A 16,628-nucleotide genomic window follows, 5' to 3' on the forward strand; every position below is an offset into this window, starting at 1 on the left:
CCGCGCCCCTAAAGGCCCAGGCCCTGCGGGCCTGGAAAGCATGGGGCGCAGCCCCTGCTTTTCAGGGGCGCGGGGAACTGCGCGAGAAGCCCCACTCACCCGCACTCGGCGACGCACCCCCGCCCCCGAGCTGAACCCCGTACCTCGTACTCATCTCATCGTAAGGATTGATCGCACATGGCAACCCATCCCGAAGCCGCAGCTCTGCTTGCCCGGTCCCGTCGGCTCGGTGCCGACCCCCGGAACACCAACTACGCCGGTGGCAACGCGTCCGCGAAGGGGACCGACACCGATCCCGTCACCGGTGGTGACGTGGAACTGATGTGGGTGAAGGGGTCCGGCGGGGACCTCGGGACGCTCACCGAGGCCGGGCTCGCCGTGCTGCGGCTGGACCGGATGCGGGCGCTCGTCGACGTGTACCCGGGTGTCGAGCGCGAGGACGAGATGGTGGCCGCGTTCGACTACTGCCTGCATGGAAAGGGTGGGGCCGCGCCGTCCATCGACACCGCCATGCACGGGCTCGTGGACGCGGCCCACGTGGATCACCTGCACCCGGACTCCGGGATCGCGCTCGCCTGTGCGGCCGATGGGGAGAAGCTGACCGCCGAGTGTTTCGGGGACAGCGTGGTGTGGGTGCCGTGGCGGCGGCCCGGTTTCCAGCTCGGGCTGGACATCGCCGCCGTGAAGCGGGAGAACCCGCAGGCCATCGGGTGTGTGCTCGGTGGGCACGGGATCACCGCCTGGGGTGACACCGCCGAGGAGTGCGAGAAGAACTCGCTGCACATCATCCGGACCGCCGAGCGGTTCCTCGTCGAGCGGGGGAAGGCGGAGCCGTTCGGGCCCACCCTCGACGGCTACGCGGCACTGGCCGCCTCGGAGCGCCGGGAGCGCGCCGCCGCCCTGGCGCCGCACATCCGGGCCATCGCCTCGCGGGACAAGGCTCAGGTCGGGCACTTCACCGACTCCGAGGTCGTCCTCGACTTCCTGGCCGGTGCGGAGCACCCGCGGCTCGCCGCCCTCGGGACCTCGTGCCCCGACCACTTCCTTCGCACGAAGGTCCGGCCGCTCGTGCTCGACCTTCCGCCGACCGCCGACCTCGACACGGCGATCGCGCGGCTGAAGGAGCTGCACGCCGAGTACCGCGAGGAGTACGCCGCCTACTACCAGCGGCACGCCGAGCCCGACTCCCCCGCGATGCGCGGCGCGGACCCGGCGATCGTGCTGGTCCCGGGCGTGGGCATGTTCAGCTTCGGCAAGGACAAGCAGACCGCGCGGGTGGCCGGCGAGTTCTACGTCAACGCGATCAATGTGATGCGGGGCGCCGAGGCGGTGTCCACGTACGCGCCGATCGAGGAGTCGGAGAAGTTCCGCATCGAGTACTGGGCGCTGGAGGAGGCCAAGCTCCAGCGGATGCCCAAGCCGAAGCCGCTGGCCACCCGGGTGGCGCTGGTGACGGGTGCGGGCAGCGGGATCGGCAAGGCCATCGCGCACCGGCTGGTCGCCGAGGGGGCCTGTGTCGTCGTCGCCGATCTGAACGCCGAGAACGCCGCCGCCGTCGCCGAGGAACTGGGCGGGGCGGACAAGGCCGTCGCCGTGACCGTCGACGTGACGGACGAGGAGCAGATCGCCGAGGCCTTCAAGGCCGCCGCGCTCGCCTTCGGCGGTGTGGATCTCGTCGTCAACAACGCGGGCATCTCGATCTCCAAGCCACTGCTGGAGACGTCGGCGAAGGACTGGGATCTGCAGCACGACATCATGGCCCGTGGCTCCTTCCTCGTCTCGCGTGAGGCGGCCCGGGTGATGATCGCGCAGGGGCTGGGCGGTGACATCGTCTACATCGCCTCGAAGAACGCCGTCTTCGCCGGGCCCAACAACATCGCCTACTCCGCCACCAAGGCCGACCAGGCCCACCAGGTGCGGCTGCTGGCCGCCGAGCTGGGTGAGCACGGCATCCGCGTCAACGGGGTCAACCCGGACGGTGTCGTACGCGGCTCCGGCATCTTCGCGGCCGGCTGGGGCGCCCAGCGCGCGGCGACCTACGGGATCGAGGAGGAGAAGCTGGGCGAGTTCTACGCGCAGCGGACCATCCTCAAGCGCGAGGTGCTGCCGGACCACGTGGCGAACGCGGTGTTCGCGCTGACCGGCGGGGAGCTGACCCACACCACCGGTCTGCACGTCCCGGTCGACGCCGGCGTGGCCGCCGCCTTCCTCCGATGAGCACGACCATGGGCGGGTCCGTGAAGTCGTACGCGGCGGTCGACCTCGGTGCGTCCAGTGGACGTGTCATGGTCGGCCGCGCGGGGCGGGACTCGCTGGAGCTGGTCGAGGCACACCGGTTCCCGAACCGGCCCGTGCGGACGCCCGAGGGGCTGCGCTGGGATGTGCTCGCGCTGTACGCGGGCGTCCTGGACGGGCTGAAGGCGGCCGGGCAGGTCGACTCCGTCGGGATCGACAGCTGGGCCGTCGACTACGGGCTGCTCGACGGTGACGGGGCCCTGCTGGGCAATCCGGTGCACTACCGGGACTCCCGTACCGAGGGTGTCGCGGAGAAGGTGTGGGCGACCGTGCCCGCCGCCGAGCTGTATGCGGCGACCGGGTTGCAGTACGCGCCCTTCAACACGCTGTACCAGTTGGTCGCCGCCCGCTCGTCCGCCCAACTGACTTACGCCAAACGGTTGTTGCTCATCCCCGATCTGCTGACGTACTGGCTGACGGGCGAGCTGGGCACCGAGCTGACCAACGCCTCGACGACGCAGCTGATCGATCCCCGGACGCGTGACTGGTCGTACGACGTGGCCGAGCGGCTCGGGGTCGACCTGGAGCTGTTCCCGCCACTGCGGCGGCCCGGGGATCCGGCGGGGCTGCTCCAGTATCGGGTGCTGGTGGAGACCGGGCTGACCGGGCCCGTGCCCGTGACGACCGTCGGCTCGCACGACACCGCCTCGGCGGTGGCGGCCGTCCCGGCGACCGGGGAGCGGTTCGCGTACATCTGCACCGGTACCTGGTCACTGGCCGGTCTGGAGCTGGACGCGCCGGTGCTGACCGAGGCGAGCCGGGCCGCCAACTTCACCAATGAGCTGGGGCTCGACGGAACGGTCCGTTACCTCCGGAACATCATGGGACTGTGGCTGCTCCAGGAGTGCGTACGGGAGTGGGGGAACCCGGATCTCGGTGAGCTGCTGCGCGCCGCCGCGACGGTACCCGCGATGCGGTCGGTCGTGGACGCCGGGGACTCGGTGTTCCTCGCGCCCGGCCGGATGCCGGAGCGGATCGCCGAGGCGTGCCGGGAGTCGGGGCAGCCCGTCCCCCGGACACCCGCCGAGATCACCCGCTGCATCCTCGACTCGCTCGCCCTCGCCCACCGGCGGGCCGTCACCGAGGCCCAGGCCTTGGCCGACCACCCCGTGGACGTCGTCCACATCGTCGGCGGCGGCACCCGCAACGCCCTGCTCTGCCAGCTCACCGCCGACGCCTGCGGGCTGCCGGTGGTGGCGGGACCGGCGGAGGCGGCGGCCCTGGGCAACGTCCTCGTCCAGGCCCGCACCCACGGCCTGGTGGGCGACCGGGCCTCCATGCGGCAACTCCTCGCCCGCACCCAGCCGCTGGTGCGGTACGAGCCGCAGGGCGACCCGGCGGCCTGGCGCGCGGCGGAGGCCCGGCTCACCGAACGGTGAGCGGGGCCCGTCCCCACGGAGGATCGGCGCACGGGAACCTCCCGGCGCCGATCGGCCGGCGGGGCCCCTTCCGTCGATGATGGGCGCGCGGGGCCTCTCGCCCTTCGCGGACCCGCGTCGTACTCTGCACTCATCCGATGATCGACCCCCAAGGAGCCGCGATGCGTGTCGCCCTGTTCCTGACCTGTGTCAACGACACGCTCTATCCGGACACCGGCCGCGCCGTGGTGAAACTGCTGACCAGGCTGGGCGTCGACGTCGACTTCCCGATGGGGCAGACCTGCTGCGGCCAGGCGCACTACAACACCGGATACCGGCGGGAGGCCGAACCGCTGGCCCGACAGTTCTCCGATGTATTCCGGGAGTACGAGGCGATCGTGACGCCGTCCGGCTCCTGCGGGGCGATGGTGCGGGAGCTGTATCCGCGGATGGGTGAGCGGGCGCGGGCGGAGGGGCGCGGGGACACCCTCGCGCGGACGCTGGCGCCGGTCGTGCCGAAGACCTACGAGCTGACCGAGTTCCTGGTGGATGTGCTGGGCGTGACGGACGTCGGCGCGTACTACCCGCACAAGGTGACCTACCACCCGACCTGCCACGGGCTGCGGAGTCTGGGCCTCGGCGAGCGGCCCCGGCGGCTGCTCCGGGCCGTGAAGGGTCTGGAGCTGGTGGAGCTGCCCGGTGCCGACGAGTGCTGTGGCTTCGGCGGCACGTTCGCCGTGAAGAACTCCGATGTCTCGGCCGCCATGGGCGCGGACAAGGTCCGCAACGCCGAGTCGACGGGCGCCGAGGTGCTGTGCGCGGCCGACAACTCGTGCCTGATGCACATCGGCGGCACGATGACCCGGCTGCGGACGGATCTGCGGCCCGTCCACATCGCGGAGATCCTGGCGAGCACGGAAGAGGAGCCGCTGGTATGAGCGGGACGTATCTCGGGATGCCGGCGTTCCCGAAGGCCGCGCACGAAGCCGTGCACAACACGACGCTGCGCGGCAATCTGCGCCACGCCACCCACACCATCCGCGCCAAACGCGCGACCGCGGTCGCGGAGATGTCCGACTGGGCCGAGCTGCGCGAGGCCGGCAAACAGATCAAGGACCACACGCTCCGTCATCTCGACCGGTATCTGGTGCAGTTGGAGGAGTCGGTCACGGCCGCCGGCGGCACGGTGCACTGGGCCGCCGACGCGGACGAGGCCAACCGGATCGTCACGTATCTCGTCAAGGCGACCGGGGAGAGCGAGGTCGTCAAGGTCAAGTCGATGGCCACGCAGGAGATCGGGCTGAACGAGGCGCTGGAGGCCGAGGGCATCCACGCCTACGAGACCGATCTCGCCGAACTCATCGTGCAGTTGGGCAAGGACCGGCCCTCCCACATCCTCGTCCCGGCGATCCACCGCAACCGGGGCGAGATCCGGGACATCTTCGCGCGCGAGATGAGCGAGTGGGGCCGCCCGGCTCCCGAGGGCCTGACCGACACGCCCGCCGAGCTGGCGGAGGCCGCGCGGCTGCATCTGCGGGAGAAGTTCCTGCGCGCCAAGGTCGGCATCTCCGGCGCCAACTTCATGGTGGCCGACACCGGCACCCTGGTCGTCGTGGAGTCCGAGGGCAACGGCCGGATGTGCCTCACTCTCCCCGAGACCCTGATCTCGGTCGTCGGCATCGAGAAGATCGTGCCCACCTGGCAGGACCTGGAGGTCTTCCTCCAGACCCTCCCCCGCTCCTCGACCGCCGAGCGCATGAACCCGTACACCTCCACCTGGACCGGCACCAGCGACGAGGACGGGCCGAGCACCTTCCATCTCGTCCTCATCGACAACGGCCGCACCGACACGCTCGCCGACGAGGTCGGCCGCCAGGCGCTGCGCTGCATCCGCTGCTCGGCGTGTCTCAACGTCTGCCCGGTGTACGAGCGGGCGGGCGGCCACGCGTACGGCTCGGTGTATCCGGGTCCGATCGGTGCCATCCTCAGCCCTCAACTCCGGGGTACGGGGAGCGAGATCGACTCCTCGCTGCCGTACGCCTCGTCGCTGTGCGGGGCCTGCTACGAGGTGTGCCCGGTCGCCATCGACATCCCGGAGGTACTGGTGCATCTGCGGGAGCGGGTCGCGCAGGGCGGCACGGTGACCCAGCAGGGCAACAAGGTCGTGCTCAAGCCCGCGAAGGGGCACGCCGCCGAGCGGGCGGCGATGCGGGCGGCCCGCTGGGCGTTCGGCCACCCCGGTGCGCTGCGCACCGGACAGCGGCTCGCGTCCCGCACCCGCCGCTTCCATCCCCGTACGCTGCCGGGTCCCGGCAAGGCGTGGAGCGGCAGCCGCGATCTTCCCGCGCTGCCGGCCGAGCCGTTCCGGGACTGGTGGCAGCGCACGAACGGCGGCAGGGAGGGGACGAAGTGAGCAGCAGGGATCTGATCCTGGGCCGGGTGCGGCGCGCCCTCGCCGACGTACGGCGGGACGACACTCCGTACGAGCGGGCGGTTCGGCGGGACTACCTCCGTGAGCACGGGGACCGGAGCGTCGCGGAGACGGTGGAGCTGCTGGCGGAGAACCTGGCGGAGTACCGGGCGCTCGTGCACCGCACGGACGCCGACGGGCTCGCCGGACTCGTGGCCGGACTGTTGCGCGAGCACGGGTCGAAGACGGTGCTCGTGCCGCCCGGGCTACGTGCGGAGTGGCTGGCGGCGGCCGATGTGACGCGGGTCCCGGATCGTGGAGAGAGCACTGCGCACGAGCTGGACGAGGTCGACAGCGTCGTCACCGCCTGCGCCCTCGCCATCGCCGAGACCGGCACCATCGTCCTCGACGGCTCCCCCGACCAGGGCCGCCGCCGGATCACCCTCGTGCCCGACCACCACATCTGCGTCGTACGCGTGCCGGATCAGGTCGTGTCGTCGGTGCCGCAGGCCCTCGAACGACTCGACCCGACCCGCCCGTTGACCTGGATCTCCGGCCCGTCCGCCACCAGCGACATCGAGCTGGACCGGGTGGAGGGGGTGCACGGGCCGCGCACGCTGGAGGTGGTGCTGGTGACCGGGAGCGGCGGCTGAGCCTCGGAGGCCGGCCTCTCGGACGTGGCGTCGCGGTGCGGCAGACGCCCTCGTGCCACGTGTACCGGCGCCGGTTCGGCGCCGGTAGGGGCCCGACCGCGCCGGTACGGCCCCGTTCGTCGCGGAATCATCACCTCACGACGGGGCCGCAGGTCGGCCGGATATCGGCGGTGGACGCTCGCCCCGACGGCATCCACTGATCATGTACGTGACGATCTTGTTAGGTTGAGCGGCGACCGCACCCATCAACACGGGGAGCTTCCATGCCACTTGACCGTCCGGTGATCAACAGCGACATTCCCCACTCGGCCCGGATCTGGAACTACTGGCTCGGCGGCAAGGACTTCTACGAGATCGACCGGCAGGTCGGTGACGAGATCCGCAGGGTGAACCCCCAGATCGTCGACATAGCCCGGGCCCAGCGGGCTTTCCTGCGCCGCACGGTCACCCACCTGACCGAGGAGGCCGGCTTACGCCAGTTCCTCGACATCGGGACCGGGCTGCCCACGGTGGACAACACCCACGAGGTCGCCCAGCGCATCGCCGGGGACACGCGGGTCGTCTACGTCGATCACGACCCCACCGTCCTCGCCCACGCCCACGCCCTGCTCACCAGCACCCCCGAGGGCGCCACCGCGTTCGTCGACGCCGACCTGCGCGAACCGGACGCCATCCTCGAACGCGCCGCCGCCACCCTGGACTTCACCCGCCCCGTCGCCCTCGTCCTGCTCGGCATCACCGCCCATGTGCCCGACGAGAGCGCGTACGACGTCGTCACGCGGCTCCTCGGCGCCCTGCCCTCGGGCAGCCATCTGGTGCTCGGCGACAGCACGGAGGTGTACCGGCCGGAGGCGATGCGATCGATGGTCGAGCACTGGAACGAGACGAGCGACAACCCGCGCGTCAACCGGTCCCCCGAGCAGCTCGCCCGCTTCTTCGACGGGCTCGAGCCGCTGGAACCCGGGCTCGTGTCCGTGGCCCGGTGGCGGGCCGAGCGGGGCGGCTCCGACGAGCCGTGGGAGGTCGACTGCTTCGGCGGGGTGGCGCGCAAACCGTAGGAACCGTTGGCGGGGCGCGGGCCGTGGAGACTACGGCTCACTCTTGGCCAAAGCTTCGGCGGCCACCTTCAGGTCCGACACGAGCCCCGCGTACGCGCCCTCGCGGTCGTCGGCGCGGAGCACGGCGGAGGGGTGCAGGGTGGCGACGACGTACGGCGACTCGTCTTCCGGCATGGGCACCAGAGTGCCTCGGTCCTTGGTGACCCGGAAGGAGTTGCCGAGCAGCGCCTTGGCGGCGGTCGCGCCGAGGGCCACCACGATCTCGGGCCGGACCAGGCGCAGCTCGGCGCGCAGCCAGGGGCGGCAGGCGGCCACCTCGTGCAGGTCGGGCGCCTTGTGGATACGGCGTTTGCCGCCGCCGGGGGGCCGGGTGAACTTGAAGTGCTTGACGGCGTTGGTCACATAGGTCGTGTCCATGTCGATCCCGGCCTCGTCCAGCGCCCGCCGCAGCAGACGTCCGGCGGGGCCGACGAAGGGCTCGCCCTGCCTGTCCTCCTGGTCCCCCGGTTGTTCACCGACCAGGAGGAGCCGCGCGGACTCGTCCCCCTTGCCGAAGACCGTCTGGGTGGCGTCCTCGTGGAGCGGGCAGCCCCGGCAGTCCGCCGCCGCCCGACGGTGGGCGGCGAGACCGCCGCGGCTCGGCAGATAGGGCTCGGCATCGTAGGCCCGCGGGTCCCGGCCGGCGGCCTTGGCCGGGCTCGTGCGCTTCGCGGCGCTCGCGCGTTTCGACGTGCTCGCGCCCTTCGTAGCGCTTGTGCCCTTCGTGGCGCTCGTGCCCTTCGTGGCGCTCGTGCCCTTCGTGGCGCTTGTGCCCTTCGTGGCGCTTGTGCCCTTCGTGGCGCTCGCGCGTCCGGTCGTGCCCGCGGGCTCGGCGGAACTCGTGGGCTTGGTCGTGCGCGTGTGCTGGGTGGGGCCCATCCAAGGCCACCTCCTTCGCCGGGAGGCTGCCCGGAGCGCTGCACCGGGAGCCGGCTCGAACTCGTTCCCGGGTACCCCCACCGCCCCCGATCCACCATGAACGCGCGTGCCCGGGGCACCCATGGTCGAATGGCCGCCCTCCTCGCGCTCGCGTCCGCCGCCCTGTACGGCATCGTCGACTTCGCCGGCGGCTTGCTGTCCCGGCGGGTGCACTTCGCCGTGGTCACCCTGCTCGGCCAGGTGGGAGGCCTGCTGCTGGCGCTCGTGGTGGCCCTGCTGGTGCCGGCACCGGAGGTCAGGCCGTCGGATGTGCTGTGGGGTGCGCTGTCCGGTTGTGGCAGCGGTGTGGCCATGACGTACCTCAACCGGGGGCTGAGCCGGGGCAGCATGAGCGTGGTGGTGCCGGTCAGCGCCGTCACAGGCGTCGCCCTGTCCGTGGTCTGCGGGGTCCTCCTGCTCGGCGACCGGCCCGCCGCCGTGGCGTGGCTGGGCATCTGCGTCACGGTGCCGGCGTTGTGGCTGGTGTCGGGCGGCGGCGGGGGTCCGGCCGGCCCCTCGGTGGGCAAGGCGCCCGGGAGCCAGGCGGGGGCCGGCCGCGGCGCGCACCGGGCGGGGGCCACCGGAGGCCCGGCGGGGGCGGCCCGGGACGGACTGCTCGCCAGCCTCGGCGTGGCGGTGCAGTATCTCGGGCTGGCCCAGGCCGGTGCCGAGAGCGGGGTGTGGCCGGTGGTCGCGGGGCGGGCGGCCGCGGTCGCGCTCCTGTTGCCCGGGCTGCGGCGGCATGCCGGGCGGTTCCGTCAGCTGCCCCGGGCGTGGGCGAGGGCTGCTCTGATCGGAGCGGGGGCCGCGCTCGCGCTGATCCTCTACCTCTGGGCGGCCCAGCGGCAGATGCTGTCCGTCGTGGTCGTCCTGGCCTCCCTGTACCCGGCGGTTCCGACCGCCCTCGGCCTGACCGTGCTGCACGAGCGGGTGACCGCCCGGCAGACGGCCGGCCTCGTCGGCGCGGCGCTCGCGATCGTGCTCCTCACCCTGGGCTGACCACCTCGTCGGGGCGCCGCTCATCCCGCCGGACGGTCACGGACGGTGTGCGAAACAGCACACGCAAACTTGGGTCGTTCGTTTTCTTGAACTGTTCGTGTTTAGGAGGGTAGGTTGGTCGCCATGACCGCATCCCAGCCTCCGAACACCGCCGAGGAGCTTCGCGGTGCCGGCCTGCGGGTGACGGCCGCGCGCGTCGCGCTGCTGGAGACCGTCCGGCACGGCGACCATCTCGGCGTCGAAGCGATCGCCTCAGGAGTGCGCGATCGTGTGGGCCACATCTCTCTCCAAGCCGTGTACGAGGCTCTGAACGCTCTGACCGACGTCGGCCTCGTACGCCGCCTCGAACCACCCGGCAGCCCGGCCCTGTACGAGGGCCGTGTCGGGGACAACCACCATCACCTCGTGTGCCGCTCGTGCGGTGTCGTGGTCGACGTCGACTGCGCGGTCGGACATGCCCCGTGCCTGACCGCCTCCGACGACCAGGGCTTCGCGATCGACGAGGCCGAGGTCATCTACTGGGGCCTGTGTCCCCCCTGCTCCAACGCCAGCAGTTCAGCACCGTGATCCACCAGTTCCGGAAGGACTTTCATGACTGAGAACCACGACGCGATCGTCACGGACGCGAAGCCCGAGAAGACCGGAGGCTGCCCGGTCGCCCACGGGCGCGCGGCGCACCCGACCCAGGGCGGCGGGAACCGGCAGTGGTGGCCGGAGCGGCTCAACCTGAAGATCCTCGCCAAGGACCCGGTCGTCGCGAACCCCCTCGGTGAGTCGTTCGACTACGCCGAGGCGTTCAACAACCTCGACCTCGCGGCCGTGAAACAGGACATCGCGGAGGTGCTGACCACCTCGCAGGACTGGTGGCCCGCCGACTTCGGCAACTACGGCCCGCTGATGGTCCGTATGGCCTGGCACAGCGCCGGCACCTACCGCATCCACGACGGCCGCGGTGGTGGCGGTCGCGGCCAGCAGCGCTTCGCGCCGCTGAACAGCTGGCCGGACAACGGCAACCTGGACAAGGCCCGCCGTCTGCTGTGGCCGGTGAAGAAGAAGTACGGCCAGTCCATCTCCTGGGCCGACCTCATGATCCTCACCGGCAACGTCGCCCTGGAGCAGATGGGCTTCGAGACGTTCGGCTTCGCCGGTGGCCGCGCCGACGTCTGGGAGGCCGACGAGGACGTCTACTGGGGTCCCGAGACGACCTGGCTGGACGACCAGCGCTACACCGGCGACCGTGAGCTGGAGAACCCGCTCGGCGCCGTCCAGATGGGTCTGATCTACGTCAACCCGGAGGGCCCGAACGGCAACCCGGACCCGCTCGCCGCGGCCCGCGACATCCGTGAGACCTTCCGCCGCATGGCGATGAACGACGAGGAGACCGTCGCCCTCATCGCCGGTGGCCACACCTTCGGCAAGACCCACGGCGCCGGCCCCGCGGACCACGTGGGCGACGACCCCGAGGCCGCCACCATGGAGCAGCAGGGCCTCGGTTGGAAGTCCACCTACGGCACGGGCAAGGGCGGCGACGCCATCACCTCCGGCCTGGAGGTCACCTGGACCACCAAGCCGACCCAGTGGAGCAACGACTTCTTCGACATCCTCTTCGGCTACGAGTGGGAGCTCACCCAGAGCCCCGCCGGCGCCAACCAGTGGGTGGCCAAGGACGCGCAGGCGATCATCCCCGACGCCCACAGCGACGCCAAGAAGCTGCCCACGATGCTCACCACCGACCTCTCGCTGCGCTTCGACCCGATCTACGGCGAGATCTCCAAGCGCTTCCACGAGAACCCCGACCAGTTCGCGGACGCCTTCGCCCGCGCCTGGTTCAAGCTGACCCACCGTGACATGGGCCCGAAGTCGCTGTACCTCGGCCCGGAGGTCCCGGCGGAGACCCTGATCTGGCAGGACCCGCTGCCGGAGGCCGAGGGCGAGGTCATCGACGCGGCCGACATCGCGGCGCTCAAGAGCAAGCTGCTCGCCTCGGGTCTGTCCGTCTCGCAGCTGGTGTCCACCGCGTGGGCGTCGGCCTCCACCTTCCGCTCCAGCGACAAGCGGGGCGGCGCCAACGGTGCCCGGATCCGTCTGGAGCCCCAGCGCGGCTGGGAGGTCAACAACCCGGACGACCTGCGGCACGTCCTGAGCGTCCTGGAGGGCGTCCAGGCGGAGTTCAACTCCGGCGCCAAGAAGGTCTCTCTGGCCGACCTGATCGTCCTCGGCGGTGCCGCCGCGGTCGAGAAGGCCGCCAAGGACGCCGGCTACGCGGTCGAGGTGCCCTTCACCCCGGGCCGTGTGGACGCGACCGAGGAGCACACGGACGCCGAGTCGTTCGCCGCGCTGGAGCCGGCGGCCGACGGGTTCCGCAACTACCAGGGCAAGGGCAACCGCCTGCCCGCCGAGTACCTGCTGATCGACCGGGCGAACCTGCTCTCGCTGAGCGCCCCCGAGCTGACGGTCCTCGTCGGTGGTCTGCGCGTCCTGGGCGCCAACCACGCCCAGTCCACGCACGGCGTCTTCACCGACACCCCGGGCGTGCTCACCAACGACTTCTTCGTCAATCTGCTCGACCTGGGTACGACCTGGAAGTCCACCTCCGCCGACCAGACCCTCTTCGAGGGCCGTGACGCGGACACCGGCGAGGTCAAGTGGACCGGCACGCGTGCCGACCTCGTCTTCGGCTCCAACTCCGAGCTCCGTGCCCTCGCCGAGGTCTACGCGAGCGACGACGCCAAGGAGAAGTTCGTGAACGACTTCGTCGCGGCGTGGGCCAAGGTCTCCGACCTGGACCGCTTCGACCTGGTCTGAGCTCTCCCGACCTAGTCGGACCTTGACGTCCGGGTCGGCCCTCCGTGGGCCGGCCCGGACGTTTTTCGTCTGCCGCTCCCGGGGACGGCAAGGCCATGATCAAGGCGGCCGCGTATGTCGCCCCGCCGGAGGAGACGGCCGTCGCGGCGCTGACCCCGCTGCGGCCCAGCCGATGAGGGCGCAGCCCGACAGGGTCGGGTCGGGTCACCGGGCGGGCAGGCGGACGCCCAGTTCGGCGGCCGCCGACCGGAGCAGCGGGACCATGGCGACGAGGTCGTCCATGCTGCGGCGGAAGGCGGGCGCGGCGGTGGAGAGGGCGGCGAAGACGGTGCCGTCGGGCCGCAGGATCGGGACGGCCACGGCGCGCAGGCCCGCGTGGTGTTCCTCGTCGGCGGTGGCGTAGCCGAGTTCGGCGGCGCGGGCGACGTGGGCGCGCAGGACGTCGCGGTCGGTGACGCTGTTCGGGCCGTGCGGGGTGAGTTCGACGCGCTCCAGGAGGTCGGCGCGTACGTCGTCGGGGGCGAAGGCCATGAGGACCTTGCCCATCGAGGTGCAGTGCAGCGGCCCGTGGCGGCCCGGGTCGCTGCGGACGCCGACCGGTAGGGGGCCGTCCACGTAGTGCACGTACAGATGCCGGGTGCCGTCGAGGACGGACATCAAGGTGGCCTCCTCGGTCTGCCGTGTCACACGCTGCATCACGGGGAGGGCGGTGCCGGCGAATCCGTACACCTGACCGGCCTGCTGGCCGAGCTGGAAGAGTCTGAGGCCCGGTTTGTAGCGCTTGCCGTCGGTCTCGAACTCGACGAGGCCCTCGCGGCAGAGGGAGTTGACCAGCCGGTGGGCCGTACTGACGGCGACGCCGCTGGCGCGGGCCAGTTCGGACAGGGTGATGCCGTGCGGGTGCTCGCCGACCAGGACGAGCAGCCGGATCGCCCGCCCGACCACATCCGCCGGTACTTCGCCGCCACTCACAGCGGCAAATTACCACTGAGTGGAAAGATCTCCCATTCAGTGGCGGACATCGAGTGCTCGATGGTTGACACCGCCTGGACGTCGCCTCGACGATGTTTCCGTTGAGCAGACAGCCTTTCCATTGAGTGGGAAAACAGGGTCAGGGGTCAGGTATGACGCAGCGGGTGCTCACCACCCGGCCCGCCCTCCCGGGCGGCGGCCTGGAGCGGCTGGCCGGCCGGGCGGAGCTGGTGCGCTGGGACGGGCCCGGCAGGCCCGGGGCGGGCGAGCTGCGCGCGCTCGCCCCGGGGGTGACCGGCATCCTCTGTCTGGGCAACGACCGGGTGGACTCAGCCCTCTTGGACGCCGCGGGACCTTCACTGAAGGTCGTCGCGCTGGCCGCCATGGGGTTCGACGGCGTGGACCGGGACGCGGCTGCCGAGCGCGGTGTCGTGGTCACGCACACCCCCGGCGTCCTCGCCGAAACCACCGCCGATCTGACCTTCGCGCTCGTTCTGATGGCCCGCAGGCTGCTCGGTGCCGCCCGTGACTCGCTCACCGCCGGACGGTGGGACGTGCCCCGGATGAGCGACTACCTCGGCCTGGACGTGTACGGGGCCACACTCGGCATCGTCGGGTACGGGCAGATCGGGCGCGCGGTGGCCCGGCGGGCCCACGGCTTCGGCATGCGGGTGCTGCACCACAGCAGGTCCGCGCGCGAGGACACGCTCTCCACGCCGGTGGACCTGCCGACCCTCCTCGCCGAGTCCGACGTGGTCTCGCTTAACGTGCCCCTGACCCCGCGGACCCGTCACCTCATCGGCGCCGCCGAGCTGGCGGCCATGAAGCCGACGGCCACCCTGGTCAACACCTCGCGGGGCGGGGTCGTCGACGAGGAGGCCCTGCTCGAGGCGCTGCGCGACGGCACGATCCACTCCGCCGGCCTGGACGTCTTCGCGCGCGAGCCGATGGGGGCCGAGTTGTCGCCCCTGGTCGGCGAGCCCAACGTGGTGGCCCTCCCCCACATCGGCTCGGCCACCGAGGCCACGCGTGCCGCCATGGTGGACCTCGCCGTCGACAACATCCTCGACGTGCTCGCGGGCACCCCGGCGAGGACTGCACTGCCGGGCAGCGCGGCACGCCCCGGCACACCGGCATCCGCTCGTGCTGCCCACCCCGGCACAGCGGCATCCGCTCGTGCGACCCACCCCGGCACACCGCCACCCGACGACACGGCCCGCCCCGGCATGCCGAGCCGTGCCTGAGAGGACGACCACCATGAGCCACCCCCTCTTCGACGTCACCGGAAAGGTCGCCCTGGTCACCGGTTCGAGCCGAGGTATCGGCCGGGCCCTGGCCGTCGGCCTGCTCGAGGCCGGCTGCACGGTCGTGCTCAACGGCCGGGACACCGTCGCCCTGGAGACCACCCGCAAGGATTTGGCCGAAACTTTCGGCGAGGCCGTTCTCGCGGAGGCCTTCGACGTCACCGACTCGGCCGCGGTCGCCGCCGCCGTCGCCCGGCTCGAGGAGCGGACAGGACCGATCGACATCCTGGTCAACAACACCGGCGCCCAACGCCGCGCCCCGCTCCTGGACTTCACCGACGAGGACTGGCACGGCCTGCTCGAGACCAACCTCACCAGCGCCTTCCTCGTGGGCCGCGAGGTCGCCCGCCGGATGGTCCCCCGGGGCCACGGCAAGATCGTCAACATCTGTTCGCTGCAGAGCGAGGCGGTCCGCCCCGGCATCGCGCCCTACTCGGCGACGAAGGGCGGCCTGAAGATGCTGACCAAGGGCATGTGCGCCGACCTCGGCCCGCACGGCATCCAGGTCAACGGCATCGGCCCCGGCTACTTCGACACCGAGCTGACCTCGGCGCTGGTCGCGGACGAGGAGTTCAGCGCCTGGGTACGGGGGCGGACCCCGGCCGGCCGCTGGGGCAAGGTCGAGGACCTGGTCGGTGCCCTGCTGTTCCTCTCCTCCCCCGCCTCCGACTTCGTCAACGGCCAACTGCTGTACGTCGACGGTGGCATGCTGTCCGTCCTGTGACCCGGCCGACGCCTCCGTCCTGCGACCTGACCGACCCCTCAAGGAGCCCTCATGCGTGCGTGTGTCGTCCACGGAGCCGGCGATCTCCGGGTCGAGGAGCGGCCGTACGCCGGTCCGGCGCCCGGTGAGATCGCGGTCGCCGTCGCGCTCGGCGGGATCTGCGGCAGCGACCTGCACTACTACCACCGGGGCCGCGTGGGCGACTTCGCCGTGAGCGAGCCCATGGTGCTCGGCCATGAGGTGGTGGGCCATGTCGCCGCGCTCGGGCCCGGGGTCGAGGGGCCGGGCGCTCCGGCAGTGGGCGCGCCCGTCGCGATCCATCCCGCCACGCCCTGCGGGGTCTGTCCGGAGTGCGCCCGCGGCAGGCGGCACATCTGCGCCCACACCCGCTATCTGGGCAGCGCCGCCCACACCCCGCACGTGCAGGGCGGTTTCGCGCAGCGCGTCGCCGTGCCCGCCGCGCAGATCCGGGCGCACCCGCCCGGGTTGGGGCTGCGGCGGGCCGTGCTCGCCGAGCCGCTGTCGGTGGCGCTGCACGCCGTGCGCCGGGCGGGCGAGGTGAGCGGCAAGCGGGTTCTGGTCACCGGGGCCGGCCCGATCGGCTGTCTCGTCGTGGCCGCGCTGGGGCACGCAGGGGCCGCCGAGATCGTCGTCAGCGATCTCCACGACGAACCGCTGCGGATCGCCGCCGAGGTGGGCGCCACCGCCACCGTTCGGGCGGAGCGGCCCGACGATCCCGCCTGGGCCGGTGCCTTCGACGTCGCCGTCGAGGCGTCCGGGGCGCCGGCCGGGCTGCGGAGCTGTGTGGAGCGCGTCCGACGCGGTGGCACCGTCGTCATGCTCGGGCTGCTGCCGCCCGGGGAGATCGGGCTGCTGGGCAATGTCGCGGTCACCCGAGAGCTGGAACTGCGTGGATCGTTCCGCTTCGACTCCGAGTTCGACGAGGCCCTGTCCCTGCTGGCCCAGGGCCTGCCCGTCGACCCGGTCGTCACCCACACGTTCCCGCTGGAGCGGTCCGTCGCCGCGTTCGACACGGCTCAGGACCGCACCGCCGCCTCCAAGGTGCTGCTGGATCTGTCCGGGGAGGGGTGAG

13 protein-coding genes and 1 pseudogene are annotated in these 16,628 nt (G+C 71.8%); 12 read left to right on the forward strand and 2 right to left on the reverse strand.

The features are described 5' to 3' along the window. The first annotated feature begins 177 nt into the window (after positions 1-177). The 6 genes from ACWD26_RS35150 to ACWD26_RS35175 all read left to right on the forward strand — a co-directional run bounded on the left by ACWD26_RS35150 (position 178) and on the right by ACWD26_RS35175 (position 7,774). Positions 178-2,217, forward strand: a complete 2,040-nt coding sequence (locus ACWD26_RS35150; RefSeq protein WP_451276229.1) for a bifunctional aldolase/short-chain dehydrogenase — start codon at positions 178-180, stop codon at positions 2,215-2,217. Then, positions 2,214-3,674: a rhamnulokinase gene (locus ACWD26_RS35155; RefSeq protein WP_451276231.1), complete on the forward strand. Its 1,461-nt coding sequence runs from the start codon at positions 2,214-2,216 to the stop codon at positions 3,672-3,674. Before ACWD26_RS35150 ends, ACWD26_RS35155 begins: the two co-directional genes overlap by 4 nt. 161 nt (positions 3,675-3,835) lie before the next feature. Further along, positions 3,836-4,591 carry a (Fe-S)-binding protein gene (locus ACWD26_RS35160; protein WP_451276233.1) on the forward strand — a complete coding sequence of 252 codons (756 nt, stop codon included), beginning with the start codon at positions 3,836-3,838 and terminating at the stop codon, positions 4,589-4,591. Then, positions 4,588-6,066 carry a LutB/LldF family L-lactate oxidation iron-sulfur protein gene (locus tag ACWD26_RS35165; RefSeq protein WP_451276234.1) on the forward strand — a complete coding sequence of 493 codons (1,479 nt, stop codon included), beginning with the start codon at positions 4,588-4,590 and terminating at the stop codon, positions 6,064-6,066. The genes ACWD26_RS35160 and ACWD26_RS35165 overlap by 4 nt, the downstream gene beginning before the upstream one ends. Then, a complete protein-coding gene (locus ACWD26_RS35170) occupies positions 6,063-6,716 on the forward strand; it encodes a LutC/YkgG family protein (RefSeq protein WP_451276236.1) in 654 nt (217 codons plus the stop codon). Before ACWD26_RS35165 ends, ACWD26_RS35170 begins: the two co-directional genes overlap by 4 nt. Positions 6,717-6,979: 263 nt before the next feature. Then, on the forward strand, positions 6,980-7,774 hold the full coding sequence (locus ACWD26_RS35175; RefSeq protein WP_451276238.1) for an SAM-dependent methyltransferase: 795 nt from the start codon (positions 6,980-6,982) through the stop codon (positions 7,772-7,774). A 30-nt stretch (positions 7,775-7,804) separates the two neighbouring features. Here the strand turns inward: ACWD26_RS35175 and ACWD26_RS35180 are convergent. Next, positions 7,805-8,449 (reverse strand): annotated as a pseudogene (locus ACWD26_RS35180) (UdgX family uracil-DNA binding protein); the annotation flags it as partial. 372 nt (positions 8,450-8,821) lie between these two features. On the opposite strand from ACWD26_RS35180, the gene ACWD26_RS35185 reads away from it, so the two are divergent. The 3 genes from ACWD26_RS35185 (at position 8,822) to katG (ending at position 12,535) form a co-directional block, all read left to right on the forward strand. Continuing rightward, positions 8,822-9,730, forward strand: a complete 909-nt coding sequence (locus tag ACWD26_RS35185; protein ID WP_451276240.1) for an EamA family transporter — start codon at positions 8,822-8,824, stop codon at positions 9,728-9,730. Positions 9,731-9,853: 123 nt separating this feature from the next. Beyond that, entirely contained in the window at positions 9,854-10,297 is a 444-nt protein-coding gene (locus ACWD26_RS35190; protein ID WP_451276242.1) for a Fur family transcriptional regulator, read from the forward strand. Between the two features lie 24 nt (positions 10,298-10,321). Beyond that, a complete protein-coding gene (gene katG / locus ACWD26_RS35195) occupies positions 10,322-12,535 on the forward strand; it encodes a catalase/peroxidase HPI (protein ID WP_451276244.1) in 2,214 nt (737 codons plus the stop codon). Positions 12,536-12,739: 204 nt separating this feature from the next. Here the strand turns inward: katG and ACWD26_RS35200 are convergent, their stop codons facing one another. Then, positions 12,740-13,507, reverse strand: coding sequence for an IclR family transcriptional regulator (locus ACWD26_RS35200; protein WP_451276246.1), 768 nt, complete (start codon positions 13,505-13,507; stop codon positions 12,740-12,742). Between the two features lie 152 nt (positions 13,508-13,659). Here ACWD26_RS35200 and ACWD26_RS35205 point away from each other — a divergent pair, with 152 nt between their 5' ends. The 3 genes from ACWD26_RS35205 to ACWD26_RS35215 are packed head-to-tail and all read left to right on the forward strand — an operon-like array spanning position 13,660 to position 16,627. Next, positions 13,660-14,751 (forward strand): 2-hydroxyacid dehydrogenase, encoded by a 1,092-nt coding sequence (locus tag ACWD26_RS35205; protein WP_451276248.1) that lies wholly within the window; start codon positions 13,660-13,662, stop codon positions 14,749-14,751. Positions 14,752-14,764: 13 nt separating this feature from the next. Beyond that, complete coding sequence (locus tag ACWD26_RS35210) at positions 14,765-15,535, forward strand: SDR family oxidoreductase (protein WP_451276250.1); 771 nt, start codon at positions 14,765-14,767, stop codon at positions 15,533-15,535. A 51-nt stretch (positions 15,536-15,586) separates the two neighbouring features. After that, on the forward strand, positions 15,587-16,627 hold the full coding sequence (locus ACWD26_RS35215; protein WP_451276252.1) for an L-idonate 5-dehydrogenase: 1,041 nt from the start codon (positions 15,587-15,589) through the stop codon (positions 16,625-16,627). Position 16,628: the final 1 nt, after the last annotated feature.

This window comes from Streptomyces sp. NPDC002787 (genome assembly GCF_053592095.1).

Coding starts and splice junctions, on each gene's coding strand:
- ACWD26_RS35150 (WP_451276229.1), top strand. CDS start 178: ATGGCAACCCATCCCGAAGCCGCAGCTCTGCTTGCCCGGTCCCGTCGG.
- ACWD26_RS35155 (WP_451276231.1), top strand. CDS start 2,214: ATGAGCACGACCATGGGCGGGTCCGTGAAGTCGTACGCGGCGGTCGAC.
- ACWD26_RS35160 (WP_451276233.1), top strand. CDS start 3,836: ATGCGTGTCGCCCTGTTCCTGACCTGTGTCAACGACACGCTCTATCCG.
- ACWD26_RS35165 (WP_451276234.1), top strand. CDS start 4,588: ATGAGCGGGACGTATCTCGGGATGCCGGCGTTCCCGAAGGCCGCGCAC.
- ACWD26_RS35175 (WP_451276238.1), top strand. CDS start 6,980: ATGCCACTTGACCGTCCGGTGATCAACAGCGACATTCCCCACTCGGCC.
- ACWD26_RS35185 (WP_451276240.1), top strand. CDS start 8,822: ATGGCCGCCCTCCTCGCGCTCGCGTCCGCCGCCCTGTACGGCATCGTC.
- ACWD26_RS35190 (WP_451276242.1), top strand. CDS start 9,854: ATGACCGCATCCCAGCCTCCGAACACCGCCGAGGAGCTTCGCGGTGCC.
- katG (WP_451276244.1), top strand. CDS start 10,322: ATGACTGAGAACCACGACGCGATCGTCACGGACGCGAAGCCCGAGAAG.
- ACWD26_RS35205 (WP_451276248.1), top strand. CDS start 13,660: ATGACGCAGCGGGTGCTCACCACCCGGCCCGCCCTCCCGGGCGGCGGC.
- ACWD26_RS35210 (WP_451276250.1), top strand. CDS start 14,765: ATGAGCCACCCCCTCTTCGACGTCACCGGAAAGGTCGCCCTGGTCACC.
- ACWD26_RS35215 (WP_451276252.1), top strand. CDS start 15,587: ATGCGTGCGTGTGTCGTCCACGGAGCCGGCGATCTCCGGGTCGAGGAG.